Consider the following 24,021-nt stretch of genomic DNA (forward strand, 5'->3'; position numbering starts at 1 on the left):
CTATCGCTCAAAAGTTAATCGCCTAGCATTTCTTTTTGCCGAAAACTTCCCGTTCTCATAAGCCAAATGTCCGTTTACAAAGGTATGGGATATTTTGGAAGAAAAAGTGGAACCTTCAAAGGGGGACCATCCACATTTGTATAAAATTGTATCCTTGGATACGGTCCAAGGGTTATTGAGGTTTACTAGGACCAAATCTGCAAAATAACCTTCCCTAACGAATCCGCGCCGTTCTATCTGAAACAAGATAGCTGGATTATGACACATTTTTTCCACTACGCTTTCCAAGGAAATGCTTCCTTCCTTATACTTTTCCAAGATAGCGGGCAACGCGTGTTGTACCAATGGCCCTCCCGAGGGAGCTTTGGTATATACGTTATCCTTTTCCTGTAAGGTATGAGGCGCATGGTCTGTGGCTATTACATCTATACGGTCGTCCAAAAGTGCTTCCCAAAGTTGCTTTCTATCCATTGCTGTCTTTACGGCGGGGTTCCATTTGATCAAGGTGCCCTTATCCTTATAGTCCGTATCCGAAAACCAAAGATGGTGTATGCAGACTTCAGCCGTTATTTTTTTCTCCTTTAAAGGAATGTCATTTCGGAACAATTGGGTTTCCTTACCGGTGGATAAATGGAATACATGTAGTCTGGCACCTGTTTTTTTGGCCAATGCAATGGCCTTTGAAGAAGAAAGGTAACAGGCCTCTTCACTACGTATGCTTGGATGGAATTGTACGGGTATATCTTCTCCGTATTGTTCCTTGTATTGGGCCAGGTTCCTTTGTATTGTTCCTTCATCCTCACAGTGTGCAGAAATTACCATTTCGGTATTCCTAAAAATCTTTTCAATTACAGCCTCGTTATCCACCAGCATGTTTCCCGTTGAAGAACCGAGGAACAACTTTATTCCGGAACAGGCATTTTTATCCAATCGCTTTATTTCTTCCAAGTTATCATTGGTTCCCCCAAAAGGAAAGGAATAATTGGCATAGGAAGTATTGGCGGCCATAGCAAATTTTTCTTCCAGTCTTTCTATGGTAACGGTTTGTGGATTTGTATTGGGCTGTTCCATAAAAGTAGTAATGCCTCCGGCAATGGCGGCCCTACTTTCAGAAGCAATATTTCCCTTATGGGTGAGCCCCGGTTCCCTAAAATGAACTTGATCATCTATGATTCCGGGTAAAAGATATTTGCCTTGGGCATCTACGGTATCTGCATTTACATCCGTGATATCCCGCCCTATCTTAAGAATAAGATCATCTTTGATCAATACATCGCTCTCAAATATCTTATTTTCGTTAACGATCTTGGCATTTTTGATTAATTGCCTACTCATTTTAAAATCTGTTTTTTTGAAAAAGACTGCGCATTTTCATCATAAACACTCCAAAAATAGCCTCTCCAATAATGGAAGAACTCATTTTTGATTTCCCTTTTTCACGGTCTCTAAATATTATGGAAACTTCCTCTATTTTATATCCTTTGAGATATGCCCTAAACTTCATTTCAATTTGAAAAGCATATCCAATGAACCGTACCGAATCCAAATTTAGATTTTCCAGTACATAGCGTTTGTAGCATACAAACCCAGCTGTGGGATCATGGACGCGCATACCGGTCACCATCTTCACGTAAAAAGAAGCTCCATATGATAATAACACTCTGTACAAGGGCCAGTTTACAACATTAACCCCTTTTTTATAACGAGAGCCTACCGCCACATCAGCTTCATTTTTGCAAGCCCGGAGTAGTCTTTTTAAGTCTGTCGGGTTATGGGAGAAATCGGCATCCATCTCAAAAATATAATCATACTTTCTTGCAATGGCCCATTTAAACCCATGAATATAGGCAGTTCCCAGGCCAGATTTTTCTTTTCTCACCTCCAAGAACAGACTTTTAGGAAACTCCCCTTGCATTTTTTTCACCATGGATGATGTTCCATCCGGGGAATTATCGTCTACGATAAGTATATGAAAATTGGTATCCAATACAAAAACAGCTCGGATTATGGCCTCAACGTTTTCGATTTCGTTGTAAGTGGGAATAATAACGAGGCTGTCCGACATGGATAGGATAGGATTTGCACAAAAATAGTGTTTTCGATAGAGTGTAAAAACGACTTGACCCTAATTGTGTTTTGTTCCAAGGTTTGGATGATGCTCAGAATTTGTAATTTTGACCAAACTAAGCTTTTACATGCCATTCAAACTACCTAAACTTTTTCTATTACTTTTAGGAATAATTTTAGTACTCAACCTATTCCAGGCCCACTTTACGGAACTTATTTTTGATGAAGCTTATTACTGGCACTATGCCCAAAATATGGCCTGGGGGTATTTTGACCACCCCCCTATGGTGGCTTTACTGGTGAAGATCAGTAGCTTTTTTTTTAAGGGCGAGCTTGGCATTCGGTTTATGGGTTGCATATTATCGGTCGCAACTATTATAGTGCTCTGGTTACTGGTAGATGGTGATGAAAAACGGAAGTATATTCCCCAATTCTTTGTATTGGTATTTTCCATGACCCTACTGAATGCTTACGGGTTCTTTACCTTGCCAGATACACCTTTGTTATTTTTCACAGCTTTGTTTTTACTGATTTATAAAAGATTTATTCAAAACCCATCCTATCTGTGGGGCGTTGTTTTGGGCGTCGTTATGGCCGCTTTGATGTACAGTAAGTATCATGCCGTTTTGGTTATCCTTTTTGTGCTATTGTCCAATCTAAGATTAGTGACCAACAGGTTTGCATGGTTGGCGGTAATTGTTGCCTTGTTTTGCTATATCCCCCATTTTGTATGGTTATATGAAAACGACTTTGTTTCCATTAAGTATCATTTATATGAAAGACCCAATGGGGCCTATGATTTTGAAAAGTATACCTTGGGATTCCTAATTAATTTGGTGGCCATTTTTGGATTGACCTTCCCTTGGATTTACAAGGCCCTTTTTAAAACAAAATCATCCGACCTTTTTGTAAAGGCATTGCTTTATCTTACCTATGGAGTACTACTTTTTTTCTTTCTCTCCAGTTTTAATAGAAGGGTACAGACGCAATGGATCATTGTGGTTTCCATTCCTATGGCCGTCCTTGTCTTCCAACGGATGTTGACGGATGCCCCTATTAGAAAATGGATCTATAGAACTGGTACAGTCACTATTTTGATTTTATTATTCTTGCGAATTGGCCTCATATACAAACCCTTTTTTCCCATTTATTATGAAACCCATGGCAACAGGCAGTGGGTAAGTGAGTTGAAATCGGAAATAGGCGATATCCCGGTAATCTTTGAAAATTCGTATCGTAACGCGCCTATGTATGCCTTTTATTCTGGGAACCCTACATTTTCCTTAAACAATTATATGTACCGAAGAAATCAATACTCCATAGATGATTCAGAGGGAAAAATACAGGGCAAGAAAGTCCTTTATGTTTCCAAATACATGAAAAAGGGGGATCTTTCCTTTACTAAGGTAGATGGGGCTCACTACAATGCCAAGTATATTTCAAATTTTGAATCTTTCCGAAAATTAGAAGTCATTGCTGAACAAAGAGTCCACAATTTGAATGATGGCAAGGAACATTTCTTCAAAGTTTACAACCCCTATGATATTGAAATTGACCTTAAAAAACTTAAATTTAGTATAGCCTACCTCAATGATTATAAACAGGTAAAGGATCTTAAACCCTTACCGGCCCATCCGTTACCGGAAAATATTTCATCGCTAAAACCCAATGATACTATAAATTTTACGTTTAAGTTTCCAAAACCCAAAATTGAAAATCCCGGTTATTTTAGAATCGGCATTTCAGAAAACAACCTACCCTATGGTCTCAACGGGAAAAATATGAAGCTGGAGTAATGGAACCTATTTTTAGAAACACAACCACCGTAGACTGGATAACCCTCCTGCTATTTGGAAGCCTATTGCTCATTGTAGTGGCCAAAAGTCTTTTTTATGGGAGGTTTCTAAATTTCGTCATCTTACCTTTTAATAACAAATACATCTTCATGTATAATAAGAAGGAAAAGTTGATGAATTGGTTCCATGTTTTTTTTACGCTCTTTCAAATCATCAATTTTTCCCTGTTCATTTTCCTTACATCTAAAATTTTATTGCAACAGGAAGGCGGCTCTTATCCGTTTATATACCCTATCATACTTGGAGGATTGGTATTGTTCATTCTTCTAAAGCTATTTTTACAGTTGGGCAACGGTTTCGTTTTTGGAGTCAATAAGGTTGTTGGCGAACTCATTTTTAAGAAGTTATCCTACTTAAACTATAGCAGTATGGTCATGTTCCTGGCCAATGTGGTTCTCGTTTATATTTTTAAGGATTCCGAGGTTGTAGTTTATCTATCCATTTTCTTAATTCTTTCGATAAATGCAATTGGCTGGATTACAGTGTTGAAGAATCATCAAAAATTCATTACTGCTAATTTTTTCTATTTTATTTTGTACCTTTGCGCTCTCGAAATTGCGCCGTTCATCATCATTGGAAGTTATCTAAAAGACTAGGTTTATATGAAAGTAAAGACGATTTTGGTTTCCCAGCCGGAGCCGAAAATGGAAAACTCCCCATACTCAAAACTTATTGACAAGGAAAAAGTAAAGGTAGATTTCAGGCCATTTATTCATGTGGAAGGGGTTGATGCAAAGAGTGTTCGTCGTCAAAAAATAGACCTAAAAAATTATACGGCCATTATACTTACCAGCCGTAATGCCGTAGACCATTTTTTCAGGATAGCGGAGGAAATGCGATTTAAGGTGCCGGACACTATGAAGTACTTCTGCCAGTCCGAGGCCGTAGCCTATTACCTGCAAAAATATGTGGTATATCGCAAGCGTAAAATTTATGTAGGCAAGAGAATTTTTAATGAGCTGGTTCCTCTTTTCAAAAAATATAAAGAAGAAAAATTTCTACTCCCTTCTTCGGATACCCTTAAACCAGCCGTTCCTGAAGCTCTGGACAAGGTAGGAATCGATTGGACCCGAGGAATTTTCTATAAGACAGTAATCAGTGACTTATCGGATCTTCGTGACGTTTACTATGATGTCCTGGTATTTTTTAGTCCTTCCGGAATAGAGTCCCTATTAAAGAATTTTCCCGATTTTGAACAGAACGATACGCGTATCGCAGTCTTTGGAAACTCTACCGTTAAAGCGGCCACCGATGCCGGTCTTCGCATAGACATTAAAGCCCCGACCCCGGAAACACCTTCCATGACCATGGCTTTGCAGAAGTATATTACTACGGTAAACAAAAAGTAAAAGGCCTTTTTAAAAAAATTTGAGGCTTATTTGCGATTCCTTTTTGAACTCTGGATATTCATATTCAGATTTTTTTAAAAGGCATATCGCTGTGGCCCTCCTCGCCGTATTTCCTCACTCGCATGGGACTCAAATTTCTTGAAGTTTTCACGGAATGCATTCGTTAATTTAAAAGCGGTCTTGTAATAGGCTTCGTCATTATTCCAGGTTGCACGAGGGCTGAGAACGCTGGTAGGAACCCCCGGACATCGTCTTGGTTGTGCCACACCGAACACAGAATGGATGTGATAAGTATCATAGGTATACAACCCCAAATCACCGTTTAAAACAGCATGAATCATGGCCCGGGTATATTTTAATTTCATCCGCGTACCCACACCGTAGGATCCACCGGTCCATCCCGTATTCACCAACCAAACGTTTACACCGGCCTCCGTCATTTTCCTACTTAACATTTCGGCATATTTTGCCGGATGCAAGGGCATAAAGGGAGCCCCAAAACAAGCAGAAAAGGAGGGGATAGGTTCTACCACACCAGCTTCGGTTCCGGCTACCTTGGCGGTATATCCAGAAATGAAGTGATATGCCGCCTGGCTAGGGGTCAGTTTTGAAATAGGTGGAAGTACACCAAAAGCATCCGCTGTTAAAAAAAAGATGTTCTTGGGGTTATGGCCGATGGATGGCCGCTGAACATTTTCAATATGATACAGGGGATAGCTCACACGGGTGTTCTGTGTAATGGAAACATCCGAAAAATCTACTTCTCCCTTATCATTCATAACCACATTTTCCAGGATTGCTCCTTTTTTAATGGCTCCAAAGATTTCCGGTTCACTTTCTTGAGAAAGATCAATTACCTTGGCATAGCATCCTCCTTCAAAATTGAACACGGCATTTTCATTATTCCAACCATGTTCATCGTCACCGATCAATTTTCGGGTGGCATCTGTGGACAAGGTCGTCTTCCCGGTTCCCGATAGCCCAAAGAAAATAGCGGTATCCCTCTTTTTTCCAACATTGGCAGAACAGTGCATGGGTAACGTATTCTTATATACTGGAAGTATAAAATTGAGCGCAGAAAAAATTCCTTTCTTAATCTCTCCTGTGTAACCCGTTCCTCCTATTAAAGCAATTTTTCGGGAAAAATTCAATATAGCAAAGTTGTGTTGTCGCGTACCATCTTCTTCTGCAATAGCCCTAAATCCCGGTGCATTGATTACCGTCCATTGCGGTTCAAAATTCTTCAATTCCTCCTGGGTAGGTCGGATGAACATATTATATACAAACTGGTTGGACCATGGATATTCCGTAATTACCCGAATATCCATTCGGTAGTTGGCATCGGCGCACGCATAGCAATCGCGCACGTAGAGTTCCTTGTGGTTCAAATAAGCGATGACCTTATTGTAGAGCTTATCAAAAGCGGAAGATTCAAAAGGCATATTGATACCACCCCACCAAATTTTATCCGAAGTGATACTGTCCTTTACGATGAATCGATCGTTGGGCGACCTTCCCGTAAACTCCCCGGTGTTTACCGCCAAAGCTCCCGATGAGGCTTCCCTTCCCATATTCTTGTCCAAGGCAATCCTATGAAGACTTGAAGGGCTTAGCTGATATTTTATGTTAGTATGGGTAATTCCATAATTTTTAAGGGAAATAGATGCTGAATTAAGTTTCGACATATCCATTCAAACCAATATTTTATTATTAAAAGTCGTCTATTTTAAACTCTTGAAACCGTGATAGCCCAAAAGTATCCACCCCAAAATAAAAAAGGTGCCGCCTATCGGGGTCAAAAATGCAATCGCCTTAAAATCAAAACTTGTTAAACTGTTTGTTGCCAGGGCATATATAGAGAAGGAAAATAGAATAACTCCTATAAGGACACAATAAAACACCCATTTCTTCTTTTGCTCCGGAATCTTATATACATTCGCTAATATCAATAAAAAAAGAGCGTGGTACATTTGATATTTTACCCCGGTCTCAAAAGTTTTGATGGCATTAACATCCACTAACTTTCCCAGACCATGTGCCCCAAAGGCGCCCAGTAGCACCGTGAGTAATCCTAAAACCGCTCCCGTTAAAAAAATTGTTCTGTTCATAACTTCATTAGTCATTTTTTTTATAAATGTAACAAATTGATACCTTAGTATTTCGTTCCAATTGCAAAACTAACGATGTAAAACCTATGTTGCGAAAAATATTGATTATCGGTGCGGGAAAATCCACTGCCTTTCTTTTGGACTACCTTTTGGAAAAAGCGGTCTCCCAAAAGTTACATATCACCATTGGTGACCTGAACCCTGATAGCATTTCCAAATCTGTAAAGGAACATCCTTCCTGTACCATAATACAACTCGATATTTTCAGGGAAGACGATAGAAAAAGGGTCATAGAAGATTCTGATATTGTAGTTTCCATGCTCCCCGCTCGCATGCATAACAATGTGGCCAAGGATTGTCTCGCCTTTGGAAAACATTTGGTAACGGCCTCCTATATTAGTCCGGAAATTCGGGAGTTGCATAAAAAGGTTAAGGAAAAGGGCTTGGTCTTCATGAACGAAATAGGCCTAGATCCAGGAATAGATCATATGAGTGCTATGCAAGTCATAGATCGAATTAGGCAAAAAGGAGGAAAAATGTTATTGTTCGAATCCTTTACCGGAGGGTTGGTAGCACCGGAGAGCGATACCAATCTCTGGAACTACAAGTTTACCTGGAATCCGAGAAATGTAGTATTGGCCGGACAAGGTGGCGCGGCGAAATTCATCCAAGAAGGTACGTACAAATATATTCCTTATCATAAACTTTTTAGACGAACGGAGTTCTTTGAGATAGAAGGGTACGGGCGTTTTGAAGGTTATGCCAACCGGGATTCCCTGGATTATCGGAAAGCCTATGGACTGGAAGATGTACTAACCCTCTATAGAGGTACTATGCGCAGGGTGGGATTTTCCAAAGCATGGAACATGTTCGTTCAGTTAGGAATGACCGACGATAGCTATACCATAGAAAACTCCAAAGGCATGTCCTATCGCGAATTTGTTAATCTGTTTCTACCTTATTCTCCGACAGATTCAGTGGAGCTTAAATTACGGCATTATTTAAAGATAGATCAGGATGATAGCATTTGGGGGAAATTATTGGAGTTGGATTTTTTTAGTGCGAAAAAGACCATCTCCCTGAAGAATGCAACTCCCGCACAGGTGCTTCAAAAAATTCTGGAAGATAGTTGGACCTTGACCAAAGACGACAAGGATATGATCGTTATGTACCATAAATTTGGCTATGAGCTATCTGGAAAAAAGCGACAAATAGATGCCAACATGGTGGTAATCGGAGAAAATCATAGTCACACCGCAATGGCCAAAACAGTGGGGCTTCCCGTAGCTATAGCCACACTTTTGATATTGAACAAAGAAATAAAGACCCCAGGGGTACAGATTCCTATTAGCAAGGAAATCTATGAACCCATTCTTTCTGAACTCAGCACATTAGGTGTCATTTTTAAGGAATTTGAGGTGCCCTACCTAGGGTACAATCCGGATTCCGTGGCAAGTTAGGGCTTCTGCCTTTTGATGATTTATCCATAGCATTACTTTCTCTTTTTTGTAGAAGATTAAATGCTTCAGGAGGTTATCTATTTATACAGGTTTCGTAATTTTATCTTCAAATTGAAACATATATCATGAAATCCAATAACGAAAAAGTGAAAATAGACGGTATCGACAAGAAAATTCTAAGATTTCTTATGCAAGATGCTCGCAAACCCATTTTAGAAATTGCGCGAAATATTGGTATTTCCGGTGCTGCCATACACCAACGACTACGGAAATTGGAGGCTTCCAAACTATTGGCGGGATCTAAATTTGTCATCAATCCCAAAGTTATGGGGTACACCACCATGGCCTACATTGGTATATATTTGGACAAGGCGATGAGCAATCCGGTAGCTGTTAAACAATTAGAAAAAATACCGGAAGTTTTGGAATGTCATTATACTACAGGAAACTGGTCCATCCTCATAAAGGTACTTTGCCGGGACAATGAACATTTAATGTATGTTCTCAATAGGGAAATACAACGAATTGAAGGTGTCTCAAGAACGGAAACCTTTATTTCCTTGGCTCAACAAATCGACCGGCAAATTTCGATTTAATATTTAAATTCGATAAGTACAATGGGCTCTTTCTCTGGAATACCTCCAGCCGCCAAATATGCCTTTTGAGCTGCAATGTTAGATTTTTCTGTTGCCACCCAAGCTTCCTTGCACCCTAATTTGCGACCGTATTCCACCAAAAAACTTGCCAATTTACGGCCGATACCCTTATTCTGAAATTCGTCCAAAACCGAAACTTCATTAACAAAAAGATGAGGGTCTTTATCGGGATGAACATAATGCAATCCCGAGGCCATCCCTACTACTACCTCTCCCGAACAGGCCAAGACCAAATGATGTCTTTTGTCCTCCAAAAATTCAATGGTGCGATTTGGTTTGATAGGATAGTCGAACAACCGATCTCCAACGCTTTCCAGAGCAGGTAAATCATCAATTGTGGCGAGTCGTATGGTTATATTATCTTCCATAATCCTTTGTATAAAAAAACCTGCCAAGTTCATTGTACAAGGCAGGTTCTTATTTTTAAATTATCCCATGGAAATCAATCCCTGCCACCAAAAACTTGTAATCCCCAGTAGACCAATGTAGCCAGGGAACCAAGAGCGGCTACCAAATATGTACGGGCCGCCCACTTTAGGGCATCTTCGGAACCTTTATATTCCTGTTGAGTAACCATATTCTTTTGTCGTAACCATACCAAAGCCCTTTTACTGGCATCGTACTCCACAGGCAAGGTAACAAAACTGAACAATGTGGCCATAGCCATCATAACCAATCCAGCTACGGCAACCCAGTATCCGAGGCCCACTCCAGCAGCTGCACCTAACATTAAACCTCCGAAAACCACCCACATGGACATGCCGGAGGTAACACTGACTACGGGAACCAATTGAGAACGCAACGTCAACCACTCATAGGCCTGGGCATGTTGCACCGCATGGCCACATTCATGTGCGGCGACAGCGGCTGCCGCAGCATTGCGTTGGCTATAGACCCCTTCGCTTAAATTAACGGTTTTGTTCTTTGGGTTGTAATGATCGGTAAGCATGCCGGCGGTTGAGATTACCTTTACATCACGGATACCATGATCCGCCAACATTTTTTCTGCGATCTCCGCCCCACTCATTCCATTCTGCAAGTGCACTTTGGAGTAGTGCTTGAACTTGCTTTTAAGTTTTGCACTTACCAACCAGCTTACCAAAGCAATGGCTCCAATTAATATATAATATCCCATCATAACCTTTCAATTTTAAATATTTGTATTAAAGTTAAAAAGATTCCCCTATTCACGGAAATGACTTTTTTCTTTATTGAGCAAAAACCCCGCCAAGATACCCAAAAGGTGTTATGGACATGGACTGGGTGACAAATCCTGACAAAATGTACGCTAAATTGATTACTTGTGTTGTATTTTCAACAAAACCACCAAAAATGCCAAAACCACTGTAATCCCATTCGCCAGCATTATAGAAATGCTATCTAGGTAAATGCCATAGATAAACCAAAGCACGGTACCTAGTATGATAACCAAGTACATGGATAGGGAAACGTCCTTGGTGGATTTATATCGCCATGCTTTATAAACTTGTGGCACAAAGGCAGATGTTGTACAAGTGGCCGCAACAAGTCCAATGATTTCAATATGATTCATGGTCATTTTTATAACAAATTCAGATGGAATGATCCATGAATAAAGGATTCAGTACAAAAGCATTTCCTTATCCCACGATATTCACAATCTTTCCAGGTACTACGATGACTTTTTTTGGCGTACGGCCCTGCAATTGATGTTGCGTCTTTTCATGGGACATCACCATTTTCTCAATTTCTTCCTTTCCCATATCCAGAGGTAGTTCCAAGGTAAAGCGCATTTTCCCGTTAAAGGAAATGGGATATTCCTTACTACTCTCCACTAAATAGTGCTCTTCAAATTTTGGAAATGGTGCATAGCAAATGGTTTCGGTATGGCCCAGTCCATGCCAAAGCTCCTCTGCTATATGCGGGGCATAGGGCGATATCAAAATGGCCAGCGGTTCCAAGATTTTACGGCTTGTACATTTTTGGGACGAAAGTTCATTAACGCAGATCATAAAGGTAGAGACCGAAGTATTGAAGCTAAAGTTCTCGATATCCTCTTCTACTTTTTTGATGGTTTTATGAAGGGTCTTTAGGTTTTCCTTGGAAGGTTCACTGTCCGAAACCGAAAATGTACCTTCAGTACCGGAATGGTACAACCGCCACAATTTCTTTAAAAAGGAATGTACCCCGGTAATCCCTGCCGTATTCCAAGGTTTGGATTGTTCCAAGGGGCCCAAAAACATTTCGTATAGGCGAAGGCTATCCGCACCATATTCCTCACAGATTTCATCGGGATTGACTACATTGTATTTCGACTTGGACATTTTTTCAACTTCCCTAAAGACCTCAAAACTTCCATCTTCTTCATAAACAAATTGAGCATTTTTTAATTCTTCGTGCCTCTTATCTTTTTTGAATTTTTCAACATTTAAAACATCGGATGTTGATACTTGATCTATATCTACTCTCCTAGTCCTAACAGGAAATATATCTCTCATCCAGTCTATCGAAACTAAACCTAGCTTTTCAACCTTATTTTTTAAGTCGTTATAAACCGATAATATTTTATCGAATGTTTCTCCATCAATTCCATAGAGTTCAAGGTATCTATTCTTTTCTTTACTAGTCTTCCACCACAAATCCGACAGTATATTAAGATACTTTTTTATGAATCTAGCTCTGGATTTACTTAGAATCAAGTTCCCATAACCAGTACCAACATGGACTTCACCTTTATCCAAATACATTCCTGCATAAACATAAACAAAAGCACTTGTTCCGGTAATCATCCCCTGATTGATCAATTTCTTGGCATATTCATCCACAGGCACCAATCCCTTGTCGAACATAAACTTCTGCCAAAACCGGGAGTACAGTAAATGACCTGTAGCATGTTCACTTCCTCCAATATATAGATCCACATCTTGCCAGTAGTTGATCGCTTCCTGAGAAAAAATTTCATCGCTATTAAGTGGATCCATATAACGGTTAAAGTACTGGGAGCTCCCGGCCCAACCCGGCATGGTATTTAGTTCCAACGGAAATACGGCTTTATGGTCAATTAAATCATTTCCGACCACTGTATTGGTCTTCATATTCCAGGCCCAATCAACAGCATTGCCCAAAGGCGGCTCCCCAGTTTCCGTGGGGAGGTATTTTTCTACTTCAGGCAATTCCAAGGGGAGGTATTTTTCTCCGATTATTTGAGGAATCCCTTCTGCATCATAATAGACCGGAAAAGGTTCTCCCCAATACCGCTGACGGCTAAAAACGGCATCACGCAATCGATAATTCACTTTGCCCTTCCCCGCTCCGATTTTTTCAAGTTCCGCAATGATTTTCTTGGTCGCCTTGGTGTAGCTTAGTCCGTTGAGAAAATCCGAATTGGCAATAATGGTCTTTTCCTTATCGGCAAAGGCCTCCTCCGAGATGTCCACACCTTCAAAAATATTGGGAATAGGAATGCCAAAATGCTTTGCAAAGTCATAATCGCGTTGATCCCCGCAAGGTACGGACATCACAGCTCCGGTTCCATAACCGGCCAGTACATAGTCCCCAATCCAAACGGGAATAGGCTCCTTGGTAAAGGGATGTTCGGCAAAGGCTCCCGTGAAAGCCCCGGTAATGGATTTAACATCTGCCATCCGATCGCGTTCAGAGCGTTTGGCCGTAGCCTCCACATAGGCTTCCACTTCAGCTTTTTGTTCCAGAGTGGTTATTTTGGATACCAATTCATGTTCAGGTGCCAAGGTCATAAAGCTCGCCCCAAAAATGGTGTCAGGTCTTGTAGTAAAAACTTCAATAAAATTTTCACCCTTCACAGTTTCAGATTCAGGGTTTAAAGCGCTATCCAATGTTGGACCTTTAACTTTGAATTTTACACTCGCACCTTCCGATCGCCCAATCCAATTGGTTTGCGAATCCTTAAGGGGCTGTGGCCAATCAATTTTTTCAAGTCCATCCAACAATCGTTGGGCATAGGCAGTGATGCGCATACTCCACTGCGTCATCTTTTTTCGGATAACGGGGTGACCTCCTCGTTCCGAAACTCCATTTACGATTTCATCGTTGGCTAGAACAGTTCCCAAAGCTGGACACCAGTTGACCTCGGTATCCGCTAAATACGTCAGTCTATATTTGAGTAGTATTTCCTGTTTTTCCTTGGATGTAAAAGCGGCCCAATCCGATGCCGAAAATTGAGGGGTGTCCTCATCACAAGATGCGTTCACGTTCGTATTGCCGTCCTTTTCAAATGATGCGATCAAATTGGCAATATCTTCAGCCTTATCCGTGTCTGTATTGTACCATGAATTAAACAACCGAGTAAAAATCCATTGTGTCCATTTGTAATACTTAGGATCCGAAGTGCGTACTTCCCGGCTCCAATCAAAAGAGAAACCCAGTTTGTCCAATTGCTCCCTATATCGCTTAATGTTGGTTTCTGTGGTTATTGCCGGATGCTGCCCGGTCTGGATGGCATACTGCTCCGCAGGCAACCCAAAGGAGTCATAGCCCATAGGGTGCAGAACATTAAACCCTTTGTGACGCTTATACCGCGCATAAATATCACTGGCGATATAACCTAAGGGATGACCAACATGCAATCCTGAGCCCGAAGGATAAGGAAACATATCCAAAACATAGAACTTTTCTTTTTCAGAATCACCCTTGGCCTTAAAGGTTCCGTGTTTCGCCCAATATCCCTGCCACTTGGCCTCAATTTCCTTGAAATTGTATTTCATATTTCAGTTTTAGACCTGTCAAGTTATAGAAACCTAACAGGTCTGATGTGTATGGGCAAAAATAAGTTTATTCAATTTACTTTCCTATTTTTACACCATTGATAAATAGCTATGGGCAAATCCTTTGAACAGTACCAAAGACGTAAGCTGATCTCCTCTTATTTTTCCGTGGTATTGAGTATTGGCTTGGTATTATTTCTGTTGGGAGTTCTTGGACTCTTGGTGCTCAACACCAATAAAATGGCAAATCATTTTAAAGAACAAATTACTTTGTCCGTATTCTTAAAAGATAACGCCAAGGAAGTAGAAATAGATCAACTGCAAAAAAGTTTGGCCATGGCGGAATACACCAAATCCGCCACCTATGTTACCAAGGAGGAGGCTGCAGAAAACCATAGTGAGGAGATTGGGGAAAATTTCTTGGACTTTTTAGGTTATAATCCACTCAAAAATTCGATTGATGTAAACCTCAACGCAGACTTTGTTTCGCCGCTTCAAATAGAAGAAATAGCGGCAGAACTTACCGCAAAAAATTATGTGGATGAAGTAAGTTACGACGAACCGTTGGTAGGTCTTTTAAGCGAAAATGTGAAAAGGGTCAGTTTCTGGATTTTAGTTGCCAGTGCTATTTTTACCTTTATAGCCGTTCTGCTCATTAATAGTTCCATACGATTGTCCATTTACTCCAAACGATTTATTATCAAAACAATGCAAATGGTAGGGGCTACCAAAACCTTTATTCGAAGACCCTTTATATGGACCAATATAAAATTGGGAATGTTGGGAGCGCTATTGGCACTCATAGTTTTGATTATAGCTTTGTTCTACTTGGACAAAAACTTTCCAGAACTAGGACTTTTTAGGGACAGCCCAATGTTGATAGGACTCTTTGGCAGTGTTTTTGTCCTTGGAATTTTTATTTCGTTTATCAGCACCTATTTTGCAACACAACGTTTTCTAAATCTTAAAACGGACGAATTATATTATTAAATTTGCGTATGGCCAAAAATCAGAAGAGTAAAGCAGCACAACCACCGAAGCCGGAATTTATTTTTCAACGAAAAAACTACCTGTTTATGTTCATAGGGATAGCTTTCATTGCGCTGGGCTTCATTTTAATGAGTGGAGGAGGAAGCGATGACCCCAATGTTTTTAATGAGGATATCTACAATTTTAGACGCATACGTTTGGCCCCCACCCTTGTGCTTATTGGACTGGGAATAGAAGTGTATGCCATTTTGTTGAATCCGCATAAGAAGCGAAACTAATTTTGGACACACTTGATGCTATAATCCTAGGTATTATTCAAGGATTAACAGAATTTCTACCGGTATCCTCCAGTGGCCACTTGGAATTGGGCAAGGCCATATTGGGGGACAACTCCATCCCGGAAGAAAGCCTTCTCTTTACCGTGGTGCTCCATTTCGCCACGGCATTGAGCACGATTGTGGTCTTTAGAAAGGATGTCTGGGAAATTTTAGCCGGTCTTTTCAAATTTAAGTGGAACGAGGAAACCCAATTCTCACTTAAAATAATTGTCTCGATGCTACCTGCCACCTTTGTTGGCCTTTTTTTTGAAGAGAAATTAGAGGCCTTTTTCGGAGGTGACATCCAATTTGTGGGTTTTATGTTGTTGATTACGGCCGTTTTGCTCTATTTTGCCGATAAGGCCAAGGATACCAACAAAATAGTTAATTTCCCAAAGGCCTTTATCGTTGGTCTTTCCCAAGCCGTTGCCATGCTTCCTGGAATTTCAAGAAGCGGTGCGACCATTGCCACTTCGGTATTGCTTGGAGTGGACAAAACGAAGGCTGCCCGGTTTTCTTTTCTAATGGTAGTTCCTTTGATTTTTGGTAAAATGGCCAAGGACATCATGAGCGGGGAACTTAATTTCCAAAGCGAAAATGTCATGGCCATGGGCGTAGGCTTTGTTGCGGCTTTCATTGCAGGTTTAGCGGCATGTACCTGGATGATTCAATTGGTAAGGAATAGTAAACTCACCTATTTTGCAATATATTGCCTAATCGTTGGTCTTCTGGCAATTGGGTACAGTTTTTGGGGTTGAATACATAAATTCTCATTGTTGTAAAGACTCCAAATAAATCTTAAAATGGACATCCTTAGCAAAGAAGATTTTTTAAATGGGCAGCTTCTTTTAATCGATAAGCCCTTAGGGTGGTCTTCTTTCCAAGCGGTGAACAAAATTAAATGGGCCATACGGAAAAAGTTCGGCCTTAAAAAGATAAAGGTTGGGCATGCGGGGACACTAGATCCCTTGGCGACAGGACTCTTATTGATCTGTACCGGAAAATTCACCAAGAAAATCGAAACTTTGCAAGGTCAAGAAAAAGAATATATTGGGGCTATTACTCTTGGGGCCATCACCCCGTCCTATGATTTGGAAACTGAAATAGACAAGGTTTTCCCGATCGATCATGTATCCGAGGAAGCAATCCATTTGGCATTGAATAAATTTACTGGTGAAATTGAGCAACGCCCGCCTGTATTTTCTGCCTTGAAAAAAGATGGGAAACGGCTCTACGAATATGCAAGGGATGGCAAGGAAGTAAAAATAAATAAAAGAAAAGTCGTCATTTCCGAGTTTGAGATCAGAGTTATTGACTTACCCATATTGGAATTTCGAGTGGTCTGTAGCAAGGGCACATATATTCGCTCCTTAGCCCATGATTTTGGTAAGGCGTTGAATTCCGGCGGATATTTGTCAAGCCTAAGAAGAACCAAAATAGGGGATTACAACGTAAATAAAGCCGTTGACCCAGTTGTTTTTAGCGAAAAGCTTCTTGGAAACAATGACTTAAAATAGGTTATTTTGTAGGGATTGGTATCCCCGTTCAACGAAAATTTAAAATATTTTAAAGAAATATCGGTTATAGCGTTATGGATCTAAACCGCCAGCAATTATCCTTTATCATCACCTTTTTCACTATGGCCATTTTAGTGTTGGGGCTTTACAACATCCATTTGGGGCAACAGCAAGCGGAGGAATATGTGGTAGAGATGATACTGGATCAAGAGGTTTTGGAAGAATTGATCAAGGAGGAAGAAAAAAAATTAGAGGAGTTGCAGGAGGCCGACCCTATAAAAAGTCACATGGCTTTTAACGAAAATGAAAAACCCAGTTATGGGAACCCAGAACCTCTTAAAACGTTGGAGGAACTTATGGAGGAGCAAAAAGCGGCCACTGATGCAGAAGACCCCTCGGATTTGCTATCGGATTCCGATTATGTAGAACGCGTAAAGGAACTGGCAAAAAAAAGAGAGGAACAAAAACAGTTATTAGGAGAGAAAGAGGCCCAAAAAAAAGAGTTTACTAACAATCTGGCCAAAAGAAGAACTTCCGTTTCCTATTCCTTGGTAGGACGTAACAATTATAAACTTCCACCACCAATTTACACTTGCATAGAAGGTGGAAAGGTAGTCATCAATATTAAAGTAGATGCACTAGGCAATGTTATTGAAGCTCACTTTAATGCAAAAAGCTCAGGTACTTCCAATGGGTGTTTGGTTGACAATGCCATTACCTATGCACTAAAGGCAAAGTTCAACTCTTCTTCAAAAACGAATCAAAAAGGTACGATTACCTATTTATTTCAAGGGAAGGTTCGCTAGAATATCTTTTAAGGTGGTGACTCCTTTGTCCTTATTGTACCACATCTGCAAATCTTGTTTGAACTCCGAGGTAAGTGCTCCAAATGTTTCCTTGAATTCCTGAACCATTTCAGTGGCCGTGCTGGGTCTTGGACCCCAATCGCCCAATACATTTCCAGTGGCATTCTCAATAATAATCAGTTTAGGGATTGAAAGGGTACCTTGGGTCAAGAAATGGTTCATTAGCTCTAGATTTTCATCACGGAGTAAAATCTTTAGGGAGACATTGGGGTTCAATTCCGATATCTTGTTCATAACAGGCAGCGTAGGGGCGGCATCACCACACCAGCTTTCAGTAAGTACCAGAAATGTAATTTCCTTTCCAATCTCCAAAATTCTGTTCGTACTTTCTTCATCTATCTTCACAGTTTTGTCAAAACGCTTCATACGTTTATCGTTAAGTACAGTATAGTTGGCAAGGGCTTCTGTCTGCTTTGGACCTGTAGATTTCCCTTCAGCTGCTAACTGACTTACTTTGGCCCGATATTCCTTATAAGAAATGGCCCTGGGTAAACTTTCCTGAATTAATTCCTGTGCGATTTTGTACATAACTGTTTCCATAAAAGCTTTGTTTAAGAGAACAAAATTACTGGTCTCATTATTTTGAAATAGTAACTTGGGTTACATTGGTAGATAAAAAGAAACAATACTTACAAACCCAATTTCGTGCTTTTCAAAAACATTAAAAAGCAAAAGGCCCTCGATTAATTGGAGAGCCTTTGTAGGTTGTTACCTTCTTTTTCATCGTGTTATGGGAAAAGAATATTCGGTCCCGAATCCAAGTCTGTTTCTTCCTCGCATTCCAAATAAATAATATCGTCCAACTCTAAGACCATTCCATAATACGGATCAAAATTTTCGGGCAAATATACATACGGGTCAAAATTCAAGTTTATGGGTTCATCATCTTCAATGTAATCTATCGTATTTATGTCCAAATTGGCATTAAGTGGTGGAGTATTGCTCATTTGTCCGTTTATTCCGATTACCCAAAACAAACTAGTTATTAATGCCAGTGACAATTTTTTATAGTTATTCTTAATCATAGTCAATTATAAATTATAGTATATAAAGTGTTATTGAAATAGTTTTAAGTAGATTTCGTAAGGTCTATCCAAGAAGTTCCTTAGCCTTTATGCTTTTTGAAATATCGGCAAAGAGTTTTGTAGTGTTTTCGGAAAAGGCCTTGTCATCGGTTCTGGACAACGCGGCTATAGTGCTGCCGTCTTTCATTTTTAAAATGCTTACCACCTGAACCTCCGTTCCACGGAACTGTAATAATTCCTTTAAGTCCGATAACTTATGTCTGTCAAAATGTAAGGACGCGTAAATGAACTCATAATATAAGTTAGAGGGCCTGCCTAACTTAAATAGCATTCCAGGCCTAATCGGAATTTCTTCATTATCAGTGGTGGTTCTTGTTCGATCGTTCTTATCGTATTCGGGAAAGGGTAGTATTATTTCCTTTTTCATTCATTCGGTTTTTAAATGTTTGTAAGCTACCGATTCATGTTATAAACCTTATCTGTGATTCTATTTTGCTCACTTTAATAATACTACAAAGGTAAACATCCACGCTTTTTTTTGAAAGTAATACTAAGTTAAACACAAGTTAAACTTTCAATATATAATAGTAATACTATTAATATGGGTTTATATTTACCCCTCCAAAGTCAAAAGAGCGTTTTATTTGCTATTACAGGTTTTCCGGATTCACAGCAAGGCTGTTGAATAGTTTGGCCTTGGCCGTGAAGTATTTATTTTGTACTTCGTTCTGTTTTAATTCAGCATCAATCAGACTACTTTCACGGGAATTGATAAGAAATAAGGAGCTCTCACCAAAGCTAAATTTACGTTCCTCCGCGGTCAACAAGGTTTCATAATCATTGACAATATCATCTATTAATACGTTTTGCGAATCAAAGGATTCCAATTCCCGATAAATACCCAGTATCTTGTTCTGTATCTGTACTTCAGCATTATCCCGTTCAAATTCAGCATCCTGTAGTTTAAATTTTGCCAATTTTAAATCTCCACGTTCTTTTCTTAAAAACAATGGGAGTCTAAAGGTTACACCTCCTTTGTACTCTTCTGGTTCAAAGGAGTTGATAAGCTCAGGGGTTTCGGTCAAAAAGTTATACTCTAAATCTATTTGGGGTAACAGTCTGTTCGTTTTCAGTCGTTTATCAACTCTTAAGCCGTCAATTTTAAAATCCAAAGATTTCAATTTGGGATGGTTCTGCAAGGTAAAACTATCCAGAGGCTTGCCCAGAATCTCTAAAGTAACATCAATATCCTCCTCAACATAGATATCCGGGATTACATTGGGCTGTATCTCTACTGGAATATTATCGTTCAACCATAAAAAGTTGGATAGGTCTAATGCCGCTTTTATCATCCTCACTTTGGCCTGTTCCAGGCCCAGGGCCCTATTTTGAACGGCGATTTTGGCCTCTACAGTGTCTATTGAAGCAATGTCACCAGCCAGGGCACTTTTTCTAATGCCCTCAAAACGTATTTGGGCATTGGTCAAAAAATTTCGAAATATCTCAGTATCCTTGTAGGCCTGCAACCAATCAAAATAGGCCAAGGAAGCTTCAAACAAAATCTGGTTTACCAAAAGATCCCGATCCGCCCTTGTCTGCTCCCTAAAGAATTTGGCCTGTTTAAGCGTAGCCATACGCTCATTTATCCAAGAACCTCTTCCCAAGGAAACAGATACTCCGGCACTATAAAGTCCGTCGGTAGGTACGGATAAGGAGGGATCTAGAAACTCCCCATCGTTCTGCTCAAAATTTCCTTTTAGTTCTATCCCGTACCAGGTAGGAATTTTGAAAGTCGCATTAAGCTCATCGTAATATTCAATCCCCTTGAACTCCTTTCGGTCATAGTCCACCTCAATTTTTGGATCAAAACCGCCACGGGCCTTCATAAGATTGGCCTGTCCAATACCGATGTTCAACTCTGCCTGTTTGGCCACGGGATGATACTTTTTAACATACCCCAAGTACTCCTTGAAATTCAGCACCAAGGTATCCACATCCTGACCATGCAGAACCGATGTCATGCACATGACGATAAGAAAAAAAATATGCCTCCCCATATCTATTTTTTATCGGCATTGGCCATCTTAGCACTTTCCGGTTGATAGTAATTTGGAGGAAATCCGTTGAGCTGTCGCCATAACTCAAACCAAATAGGCACATCTTCTAGAAGTGCAATGGTGTTGGCTCCGGAACCTACCCTCAAATCTTTTGGCCATGGGTGATCCTCAACATCGGGTGCCAAAAGAACGCGATATTTACCGTTGTCACTGATAAACGTTTCAATGGCCACAACGACGCCGCCATAGGTTCCATAAGACAGATTGGGCCATCCACTAAAGATAATTACGGGCCAACCATCAAACTGTATCCGAACTTTTTCGCCTAAATGCATTAAGGGTAGGTCTATGGGCCTAACGAAGGTCTCCACAGCCATTTCATAGTCGGCAGGCATAATCCCAACCAACTGGTCGCCTTCCTTAAAGGTTTCTCCAATCCCGGATTGTATGGCCTTATTTATGAAGCCGGTTTGGGGTGCCCGAATATAATAGAGATCGTTGCGTATCTCATAGTTGGTAAATTCATTCTCCAGTTTGGTGACTTGTGCTTCGGAATCAAACTGGTTTGATTGGGCGGTGAACTTATCGCTCTGTGCCTTGGCAATTTTATCGGCATATTCCGCCTTGACCCGGGTAATCTCCACTTCCGCATTAATTACTTCGTTCTTACTGGCCAACAATTTATTTTCTTGGGAAATAAGTTTGGCCTGGGTCTCTTGTTGTTTTAGGCGCTTTTCCTCCACATCGGTAACGGCCTTTAAGCCCTCACTCTCCAATTGTGAGGTACGGTCAAATTGACGATTTGCTATAGTAATATTGGTTTTAGCAGCCTCAAGGTCAATACTATCGCTTTGTACTTTTAGCTTTGCCTGCAACAGTTTGTTCCTTGCTTGTTCCAATTTTAACCTGAGTTCCTTTTCAAGTGCGGCAATTTGGTTGTCCAGGGCCTTCACTTTCTCTTGATATGAGAGCACCGACATAGACTTGGCCTTAATTTGCTGTCCAGTTCTTTCTACCAGCATTGGATCAAAATATTCGTTCTTGATTTCCGAAATGTGCAGTATAGTATCCCCTTTTTGAACAAAATCACCTTCCTTGACGTACCACCTCTCAATCCTACCTGGAATAGGGGATTGAATGGTCTGGGGCCTTTGATCCGGGGTCAATGTGGTGAGATAGCCATCACCCGTGACGTTCTGGGTCCAGGGTAAAAACAAGATGACTATAAAAGCTACCGCAAATCCCGTTAGGAACCTATTAAAGTGTTTGTAATGCCTTTTATGGAAAACTTTTTCCGTGGATTTGTATCCCTCTAAATCCACGTTCTTGTTTACACTGTTTCTTGAGATATTCAACATAGAATCTATTTTTCGCTAGTTATTTTACCTTTTTCCAAAGTGAGGATACGACCACATCGATCAATCCATTTTGGGTTTTGGCTCACTACCATTAAAGCCCATGGACTATCCTTATGGGTAAGGAAATCCATAATGCGAGTAGCCTCTTTTTCATCAAATTGATCCAAGGGATCTTTAAGAATAATCAATTCAGGTTTCCTTACAATGCTCCGTGCCAAAACTATTTTTTTGGAAATAGTATAGGAAATCTGTTTCCCCTCCGGATAAATAATGGTCTTTAGCCCTTGGGGCTGTTCCTTTACAAACTGGGTTAGCCCAGCCTTTTCCAAAGCCCAATAAATATCCTCCATAGGAACGTCATCATCCCCAAATGTTATGTTCTCCAAGATTGTACCCTCAAAGGGCGACTCTTCTGTTAGTGATTGACCCAAGTGGGCACGGTAATAGTTGAGATTCAGCCCCCTCAAAGACACATTATTAATAAAAATATCGCCTTCATCCGGTTCAATAATACCTGCAATAAGTCGTAGCAAGGTAGCCTTCCCGGAACCATTGGGCCCCTGTAACAAAATGGTACAGTTTGGAGTTATGGTAAGGGAAACATCGTCTATGATCTTTCTATTGGTCCCGGGTGCTTTAAAGGTAACCCTGTCCAATTCCACGGTAAACCCTTCATGCTCCTTGAAAGGCTCTTCCCCTTGTTGTGGTTCCAACTCCTTGTCTACTACCTGACCTAACTTTTCTAGAGAAGTAAGGACATCATAAAAGGATTCCAAACCTAGGATAAGTTTCTCCACAGAGGCAATAACCAATAGGATAATGATTTCCGCTGCCACAAACTGGCCAATGTTCATTTCCTGGTTCAATACCAATAGGCCGCCTATTAAAAGTAAACCAGCGGTTACCAATACCTTAAACCCGATCATCTGAATAAATTGGAGTACCAATATCCTAAAGTGGCTCTCCCTGGCTTCTAGGTAACCGTCTACAAGGTCATCGCTTTTCCGAAGGGCGTGATTGGTCCTCCCGGAAAGTTTAAAGCTAATAATGGAACGGGCTACCTCTTGTATCCAATGGGCTACCTTGTATTTGTTTTTGGACTCGTCCAAACTAGTTTCCAAACCCCTTTGAATGGTATACTTAAATACGATATAAATCAATACTATTAATAGTATCCCGTAAATAATGAAGAAGGGATGGTAAAAGGAAAGCAGCAATAATCCAAAGATAATCTGAAGTAAAGCCGTTGGAAAATCCACTAAAAGTTTGGATAAACCTTTTTGAACGTTGAGCGTATCAAAAAAGCGATTGGCCAATTCAGGAGGGTAAAAATTCCGCAACTCGCTCATTCTTATTTTGGGAAATCTGTAGGTAAATTCAAAGGAGGCGCGCGTAAATATTTTTTGCTGGATATTTTCAATGATCCTAATCTGCATCAATTGTAGTATCCCGGCAAAGGCGACGCCCAAAGTAACCAGTATAACCAGTATGATCCAGGAGGTACTCACTTGGGCTCCTTGAATAAGGTTAATAATAGCCTGAATACCCAAAGGCAAGGTAAGGGTCACAAGTCCCGCAAAGATGGCATAATAGAAAATTTGAAGTACGTCCTTTCTATCCAGTTTTAGTAGGCCTACCAAGCGCTGCCATGCCGTCAAAATCTTTTTTGCCATG

At 40.4% G+C, this 24,021-nt stretch carries 24 protein-coding genes; 10 read left to right on the forward strand and 14 right to left on the reverse strand.

The window, feature by feature from the left end; translation table 11 throughout:
* Complete coding sequence (locus ACP2AF_RS02905) at window positions 1-1,335, reverse strand: dihydroorotase (RefSeq protein ID WP_425234742.1); 1,335 nt, start codon at window positions 1,333-1,335, stop codon at window positions 1-3.
* A 1-nt stretch (window position 1,336) separates the two neighbouring features.
* Window positions 1,337-2,065, reverse strand: coding sequence for a polyprenol monophosphomannose synthase (locus tag ACP2AF_RS02910; protein WP_425234743.1), 729 nt, complete (start codon window positions 2,063-2,065; stop codon window positions 1,337-1,339).
* A 130-nt stretch (window positions 2,066-2,195) separates the two neighbouring features.
* On the opposite strand from ACP2AF_RS02910, the gene ACP2AF_RS02915 reads away from it, so the two are divergent.
* Genes ACP2AF_RS02915 through ACP2AF_RS02925 form a run of 3 tightly spaced genes read left to right on the forward strand, consistent with a single transcriptional unit; the run spans window position 2,196 to window position 5,272 of the window.
* A complete protein-coding gene (locus ACP2AF_RS02915; protein ID WP_425234744.1) occupies window positions 2,196-3,863 on the forward strand; it encodes an ArnT family glycosyltransferase in 1,668 nt (555 codons plus the stop codon).
* Window positions 3,863-4,519, forward strand: coding sequence for a DUF4271 domain-containing protein (locus ACP2AF_RS02920; protein ID WP_425234745.1), 657 nt, complete (start codon window positions 3,863-3,865; stop codon window positions 4,517-4,519). The genes ACP2AF_RS02915 and ACP2AF_RS02920 overlap by 1 nt, the downstream gene beginning before the upstream one ends.
* 6 nt (window positions 4,520-4,525) lie before the next feature.
* Window positions 4,526-5,272, forward strand: a complete 747-nt coding sequence (locus ACP2AF_RS02925) for a uroporphyrinogen-III synthase (protein ID WP_120710403.1) — start codon at window positions 4,526-4,528, stop codon at window positions 5,270-5,272.
* 74 nt (window positions 5,273-5,346) lie between these two features.
* On the opposite strand, the gene pckA is transcribed toward ACP2AF_RS02925, so the two are convergent.
* The gene (pckA, locus tag ACP2AF_RS02930; protein WP_425238003.1) at window positions 5,347-6,957 is read right to left on the reverse strand and encodes a phosphoenolpyruvate carboxykinase (ATP); all 1,611 of its coding nucleotides are present in this window, start codon (window positions 6,955-6,957) and stop codon (window positions 5,347-5,349) included.
* 36 nt (window positions 6,958-6,993) lie between these two features.
* The gene (locus ACP2AF_RS02935; RefSeq protein ID WP_425234746.1) at window positions 6,994-7,380 is read right to left on the reverse strand and encodes a DUF423 domain-containing protein; all 387 of its coding nucleotides are present in this window, start codon (window positions 7,378-7,380) and stop codon (window positions 6,994-6,996) included.
* Window positions 7,381-7,466: 86 nt separating this feature from the next.
* On the opposite strand from ACP2AF_RS02935, the gene ACP2AF_RS02940 reads away from it, so the two are divergent.
* Window positions 7,467-8,840, forward strand: a complete 1,374-nt coding sequence (locus tag ACP2AF_RS02940) for a saccharopine dehydrogenase family protein (protein WP_425234747.1) — start codon at window positions 7,467-7,469, stop codon at window positions 8,838-8,840.
* A 125-nt stretch (window positions 8,841-8,965) separates the two neighbouring features.
* Window positions 8,966-9,436 carry an Lrp/AsnC ligand binding domain-containing protein gene (locus ACP2AF_RS02945; protein ID WP_425234748.1) on the forward strand — a complete coding sequence of 157 codons (471 nt, stop codon included), beginning with the start codon at window positions 8,966-8,968 and terminating at the stop codon, window positions 9,434-9,436.
* Here the strand turns inward: ACP2AF_RS02945 and ACP2AF_RS02950 are convergent.
* The 4 genes from ACP2AF_RS02950 to ACP2AF_RS02965 form a co-directional block, all read right to left on the reverse strand.
* Window positions 9,433-9,864 carry an N-acetyltransferase family protein gene (locus ACP2AF_RS02950; protein ID WP_425234749.1) on the reverse strand — a complete coding sequence of 144 codons (432 nt, stop codon included), beginning with the start codon at window positions 9,862-9,864 and terminating at the stop codon, window positions 9,433-9,435. The genes ACP2AF_RS02945 and ACP2AF_RS02950 overlap by 4 nt on opposite strands.
* A gap of 74 nt (window positions 9,865-9,938) precedes the next feature.
* A complete protein-coding gene (locus tag ACP2AF_RS02955; RefSeq protein WP_425234750.1) occupies window positions 9,939-10,634 on the reverse strand; it encodes a zinc metallopeptidase in 696 nt (231 codons plus the stop codon).
* 159 nt (window positions 10,635-10,793) lie between these two features.
* Window positions 10,794-11,048 (reverse strand): SemiSWEET family sugar transporter, encoded by a 255-nt coding sequence (locus tag ACP2AF_RS02960; protein WP_425234751.1) that lies wholly within the window; start codon window positions 11,046-11,048, stop codon window positions 10,794-10,796.
* A gap of 67 nt (window positions 11,049-11,115) precedes the next feature.
* On the reverse strand, window positions 11,116-14,217 hold the full coding sequence (locus tag ACP2AF_RS02965) for a leucine--tRNA ligase (RefSeq protein WP_425234752.1): 3,102 nt from the start codon (window positions 14,215-14,217) through the stop codon (window positions 11,116-11,118).
* Window positions 14,218-14,328: 111 nt separating this feature from the next.
* On the opposite strand from ACP2AF_RS02965, the gene ACP2AF_RS02970 reads away from it, so the two are divergent.
* From ACP2AF_RS02970 to ACP2AF_RS02990, 5 genes are all read left to right on the forward strand, one after another.
* Window positions 14,329-15,207, forward strand: coding sequence for a cell division protein FtsX (locus tag ACP2AF_RS02970; protein WP_425234753.1), 879 nt, complete (start codon window positions 14,329-14,331; stop codon window positions 15,205-15,207).
* Window positions 15,208-15,215: 8 nt separating this feature from the next.
* The gene (locus ACP2AF_RS02975; protein ID WP_425234754.1) at window positions 15,216-15,485 is read left to right on the forward strand and encodes a DUF3098 domain-containing protein; all 270 of its coding nucleotides are present in this window, start codon (window positions 15,216-15,218) and stop codon (window positions 15,483-15,485) included.
* A 2-nt stretch (window positions 15,486-15,487) separates the two neighbouring features.
* Window positions 15,488-16,282 carry an undecaprenyl-diphosphate phosphatase gene (locus tag ACP2AF_RS02980; RefSeq protein ID WP_425234755.1) on the forward strand — a complete coding sequence of 265 codons (795 nt, stop codon included), beginning with the start codon at window positions 15,488-15,490 and terminating at the stop codon, window positions 16,280-16,282.
* A gap of 45 nt (window positions 16,283-16,327) precedes the next feature.
* Window positions 16,328-17,041, forward strand: a complete 714-nt coding sequence (truB, locus tag ACP2AF_RS02985) for a tRNA pseudouridine(55) synthase TruB (protein WP_425234756.1) — start codon at window positions 16,328-16,330, stop codon at window positions 17,039-17,041.
* Between the two features lie 74 nt (window positions 17,042-17,115).
* A complete protein-coding gene (locus tag ACP2AF_RS02990; protein ID WP_425234757.1) occupies window positions 17,116-17,847 on the forward strand; it encodes a hypothetical protein in 732 nt (243 codons plus the stop codon).
* Here the strand turns inward: ACP2AF_RS02990 and ACP2AF_RS02995 are convergent.
* The 6 genes from ACP2AF_RS02995 to ACP2AF_RS03020 all read right to left on the reverse strand — a co-directional run bounded on the left by ACP2AF_RS02995 (window position 17,824) and on the right by ACP2AF_RS03020 (window position 24,020).
* Window positions 17,824-18,447: a thioredoxin family protein gene (locus ACP2AF_RS02995; protein ID WP_425234758.1), complete on the reverse strand. Its 624-nt coding sequence runs from the start codon at window positions 18,445-18,447 to the stop codon at window positions 17,824-17,826. The two genes, ACP2AF_RS02990 and ACP2AF_RS02995, sit on opposite strands and share 24 nt — an antisense overlap.
* A gap of 188 nt (window positions 18,448-18,635) precedes the next feature.
* Window positions 18,636-18,932 (reverse strand): hypothetical protein, encoded by a 297-nt coding sequence (locus ACP2AF_RS03000; protein WP_425234759.1) that lies wholly within the window; start codon window positions 18,930-18,932, stop codon window positions 18,636-18,638.
* 64 nt (window positions 18,933-18,996) lie between these two features.
* Window positions 18,997-19,359: a hypothetical protein gene (locus tag ACP2AF_RS03005; protein WP_425234760.1), complete on the reverse strand. Its 363-nt coding sequence runs from the start codon at window positions 19,357-19,359 to the stop codon at window positions 18,997-18,999.
* Window positions 19,360-19,582: 223 nt separating this feature from the next.
* Window positions 19,583-20,953 carry a TolC family protein gene (locus ACP2AF_RS03010; protein ID WP_425234761.1) on the reverse strand — a complete coding sequence of 457 codons (1,371 nt, stop codon included), beginning with the start codon at window positions 20,951-20,953 and terminating at the stop codon, window positions 19,583-19,585.
* 38 nt (window positions 20,954-20,991) lie between these two features.
* Complete coding sequence (locus ACP2AF_RS03015) at window positions 20,992-22,347, reverse strand: HlyD family secretion protein (RefSeq protein WP_425234762.1); 1,356 nt, start codon at window positions 22,345-22,347, stop codon at window positions 20,992-20,994.
* 5 nt (window positions 22,348-22,352) lie between these two features.
* Window positions 22,353-24,020 (reverse strand): peptidase domain-containing ABC transporter, encoded by a 1,668-nt coding sequence (locus ACP2AF_RS03020; RefSeq protein ID WP_425234763.1) that lies wholly within the window; start codon window positions 24,018-24,020, stop codon window positions 22,353-22,355.
* Window position 24,021: the final 1 nt, after the last annotated feature.

It is taken from the genome of Ulvibacterium sp. (assembly GCF_965248315.1).
GTDB lineage: Bacteria > Bacteroidota > Bacteroidia > Flavobacteriales > Flavobacteriaceae > Ulvibacterium.

What these genes read in the sequence shown, in the direction of transcription:
- ACP2AF_RS02910 (WP_425234743.1), bottom strand. Translation starts at nt 2,065, where the DNA reads ATGTCGGACAGCCTCGTTATTATTCCCACTTACAACGAAATCGAAAAC.
- ACP2AF_RS02955 (WP_425234750.1), bottom strand. Translation starts at nt 10,634, where the DNA reads ATGATGGGATATTATATATTAATTGGAGCCATTGCTTTGGTAAGCTGG.
- ACP2AF_RS02965 (WP_425234752.1), bottom strand. Translation starts at nt 14,217, where the DNA reads ATGAAATACAATTTCAAGGAAATTGAGGCCAAGTGGCAGGGATATTGG.
- ACP2AF_RS02950 (WP_425234749.1), bottom strand. Translation starts at nt 9,864, where the DNA reads ATGGAAGATAATATAACCATACGACTCGCCACAATTGATGATTTACCT.
- ACP2AF_RS02915 (WP_425234744.1), top strand. Translation starts at nt 2,196, where the DNA reads ATGCCATTCAAACTACCTAAACTTTTTCTATTACTTTTAGGAATAATT.
- ACP2AF_RS02970 (WP_425234753.1), top strand. Translation starts at nt 14,329, where the DNA reads ATGGGCAAATCCTTTGAACAGTACCAAAGACGTAAGCTGATCTCCTCT.
- ACP2AF_RS03015 (WP_425234762.1), bottom strand. Translation starts at nt 22,347, where the DNA reads ATGTTGAATATCTCAAGAAACAGTGTAAACAAGAACGTGGATTTAGAG.
- ACP2AF_RS02990 (WP_425234757.1), top strand. Translation starts at nt 17,116, where the DNA reads ATGGATCTAAACCGCCAGCAATTATCCTTTATCATCACCTTTTTCACT.
- ACP2AF_RS02945 (WP_425234748.1), top strand. Translation starts at nt 8,966, where the DNA reads ATGAAATCCAATAACGAAAAAGTGAAAATAGACGGTATCGACAAGAAA.
- ACP2AF_RS02960 (WP_425234751.1), bottom strand. Translation starts at nt 11,048, where the DNA reads ATGAATCATATTGAAATCATTGGACTTGTTGCGGCCACTTGTACAACA.
- ACP2AF_RS03010 (WP_425234761.1), bottom strand. Translation starts at nt 20,953, where the DNA reads ATGACATCGGTTCTGCATGGTCAGGATGTGGATACCTTGGTGCTGAAT.
- pckA (WP_425238003.1), bottom strand. Translation starts at nt 6,957, where the DNA reads ATGTCGAAACTTAATTCAGCATCTATTTCCCTTAAAAATTATGGAATT.
- ACP2AF_RS02935 (WP_425234746.1), bottom strand. Translation starts at nt 7,380, where the DNA reads ATGAACAGAACAATTTTTTTAACGGGAGCGGTTTTAGGATTACTCACG.
- ACP2AF_RS02940 (WP_425234747.1), top strand. Translation starts at nt 7,467, where the DNA reads ATGTTGCGAAAAATATTGATTATCGGTGCGGGAAAATCCACTGCCTTT.
- ACP2AF_RS03000 (WP_425234759.1), bottom strand. Translation starts at nt 18,932, where the DNA reads ATGATTAAGAATAACTATAAAAAATTGTCACTGGCATTAATAACTAGT.
- truB (WP_425234756.1), top strand. Translation starts at nt 16,328, where the DNA reads ATGGACATCCTTAGCAAAGAAGATTTTTTAAATGGGCAGCTTCTTTTA.
- ACP2AF_RS02925 (WP_120710403.1), top strand. Translation starts at nt 4,526, where the DNA reads ATGAAAGTAAAGACGATTTTGGTTTCCCAGCCGGAGCCGAAAATGGAA.
- ACP2AF_RS02905 (WP_425234742.1), bottom strand. Translation starts at nt 1,335, where the DNA reads ATGAGTAGGCAATTAATCAAAAATGCCAAGATCGTTAACGAAAATAAG.
- ACP2AF_RS03020 (WP_425234763.1), bottom strand. Translation starts at nt 24,020, where the DNA reads ATGGCAAAAAAGATTTTGACGGCATGGCAGCGCTTGGTAGGCCTACTA.
- ACP2AF_RS02995 (WP_425234758.1), bottom strand. Translation starts at nt 18,447, where the DNA reads ATGGAAACAGTTATGTACAAAATCGCACAGGAATTAATTCAGGAAAGT.
- ACP2AF_RS02920 (WP_425234745.1), top strand. Translation starts at nt 3,863, where the DNA reads ATGGAACCTATTTTTAGAAACACAACCACCGTAGACTGGATAACCCTC.
- ACP2AF_RS03005 (WP_425234760.1), bottom strand. Translation starts at nt 19,359, where the DNA reads ATGAAAAAGGAAATAATACTACCCTTTCCCGAATACGATAAGAACGAT.
- ACP2AF_RS02975 (WP_425234754.1), top strand. Translation starts at nt 15,216, where the DNA reads ATGGCCAAAAATCAGAAGAGTAAAGCAGCACAACCACCGAAGCCGGAA.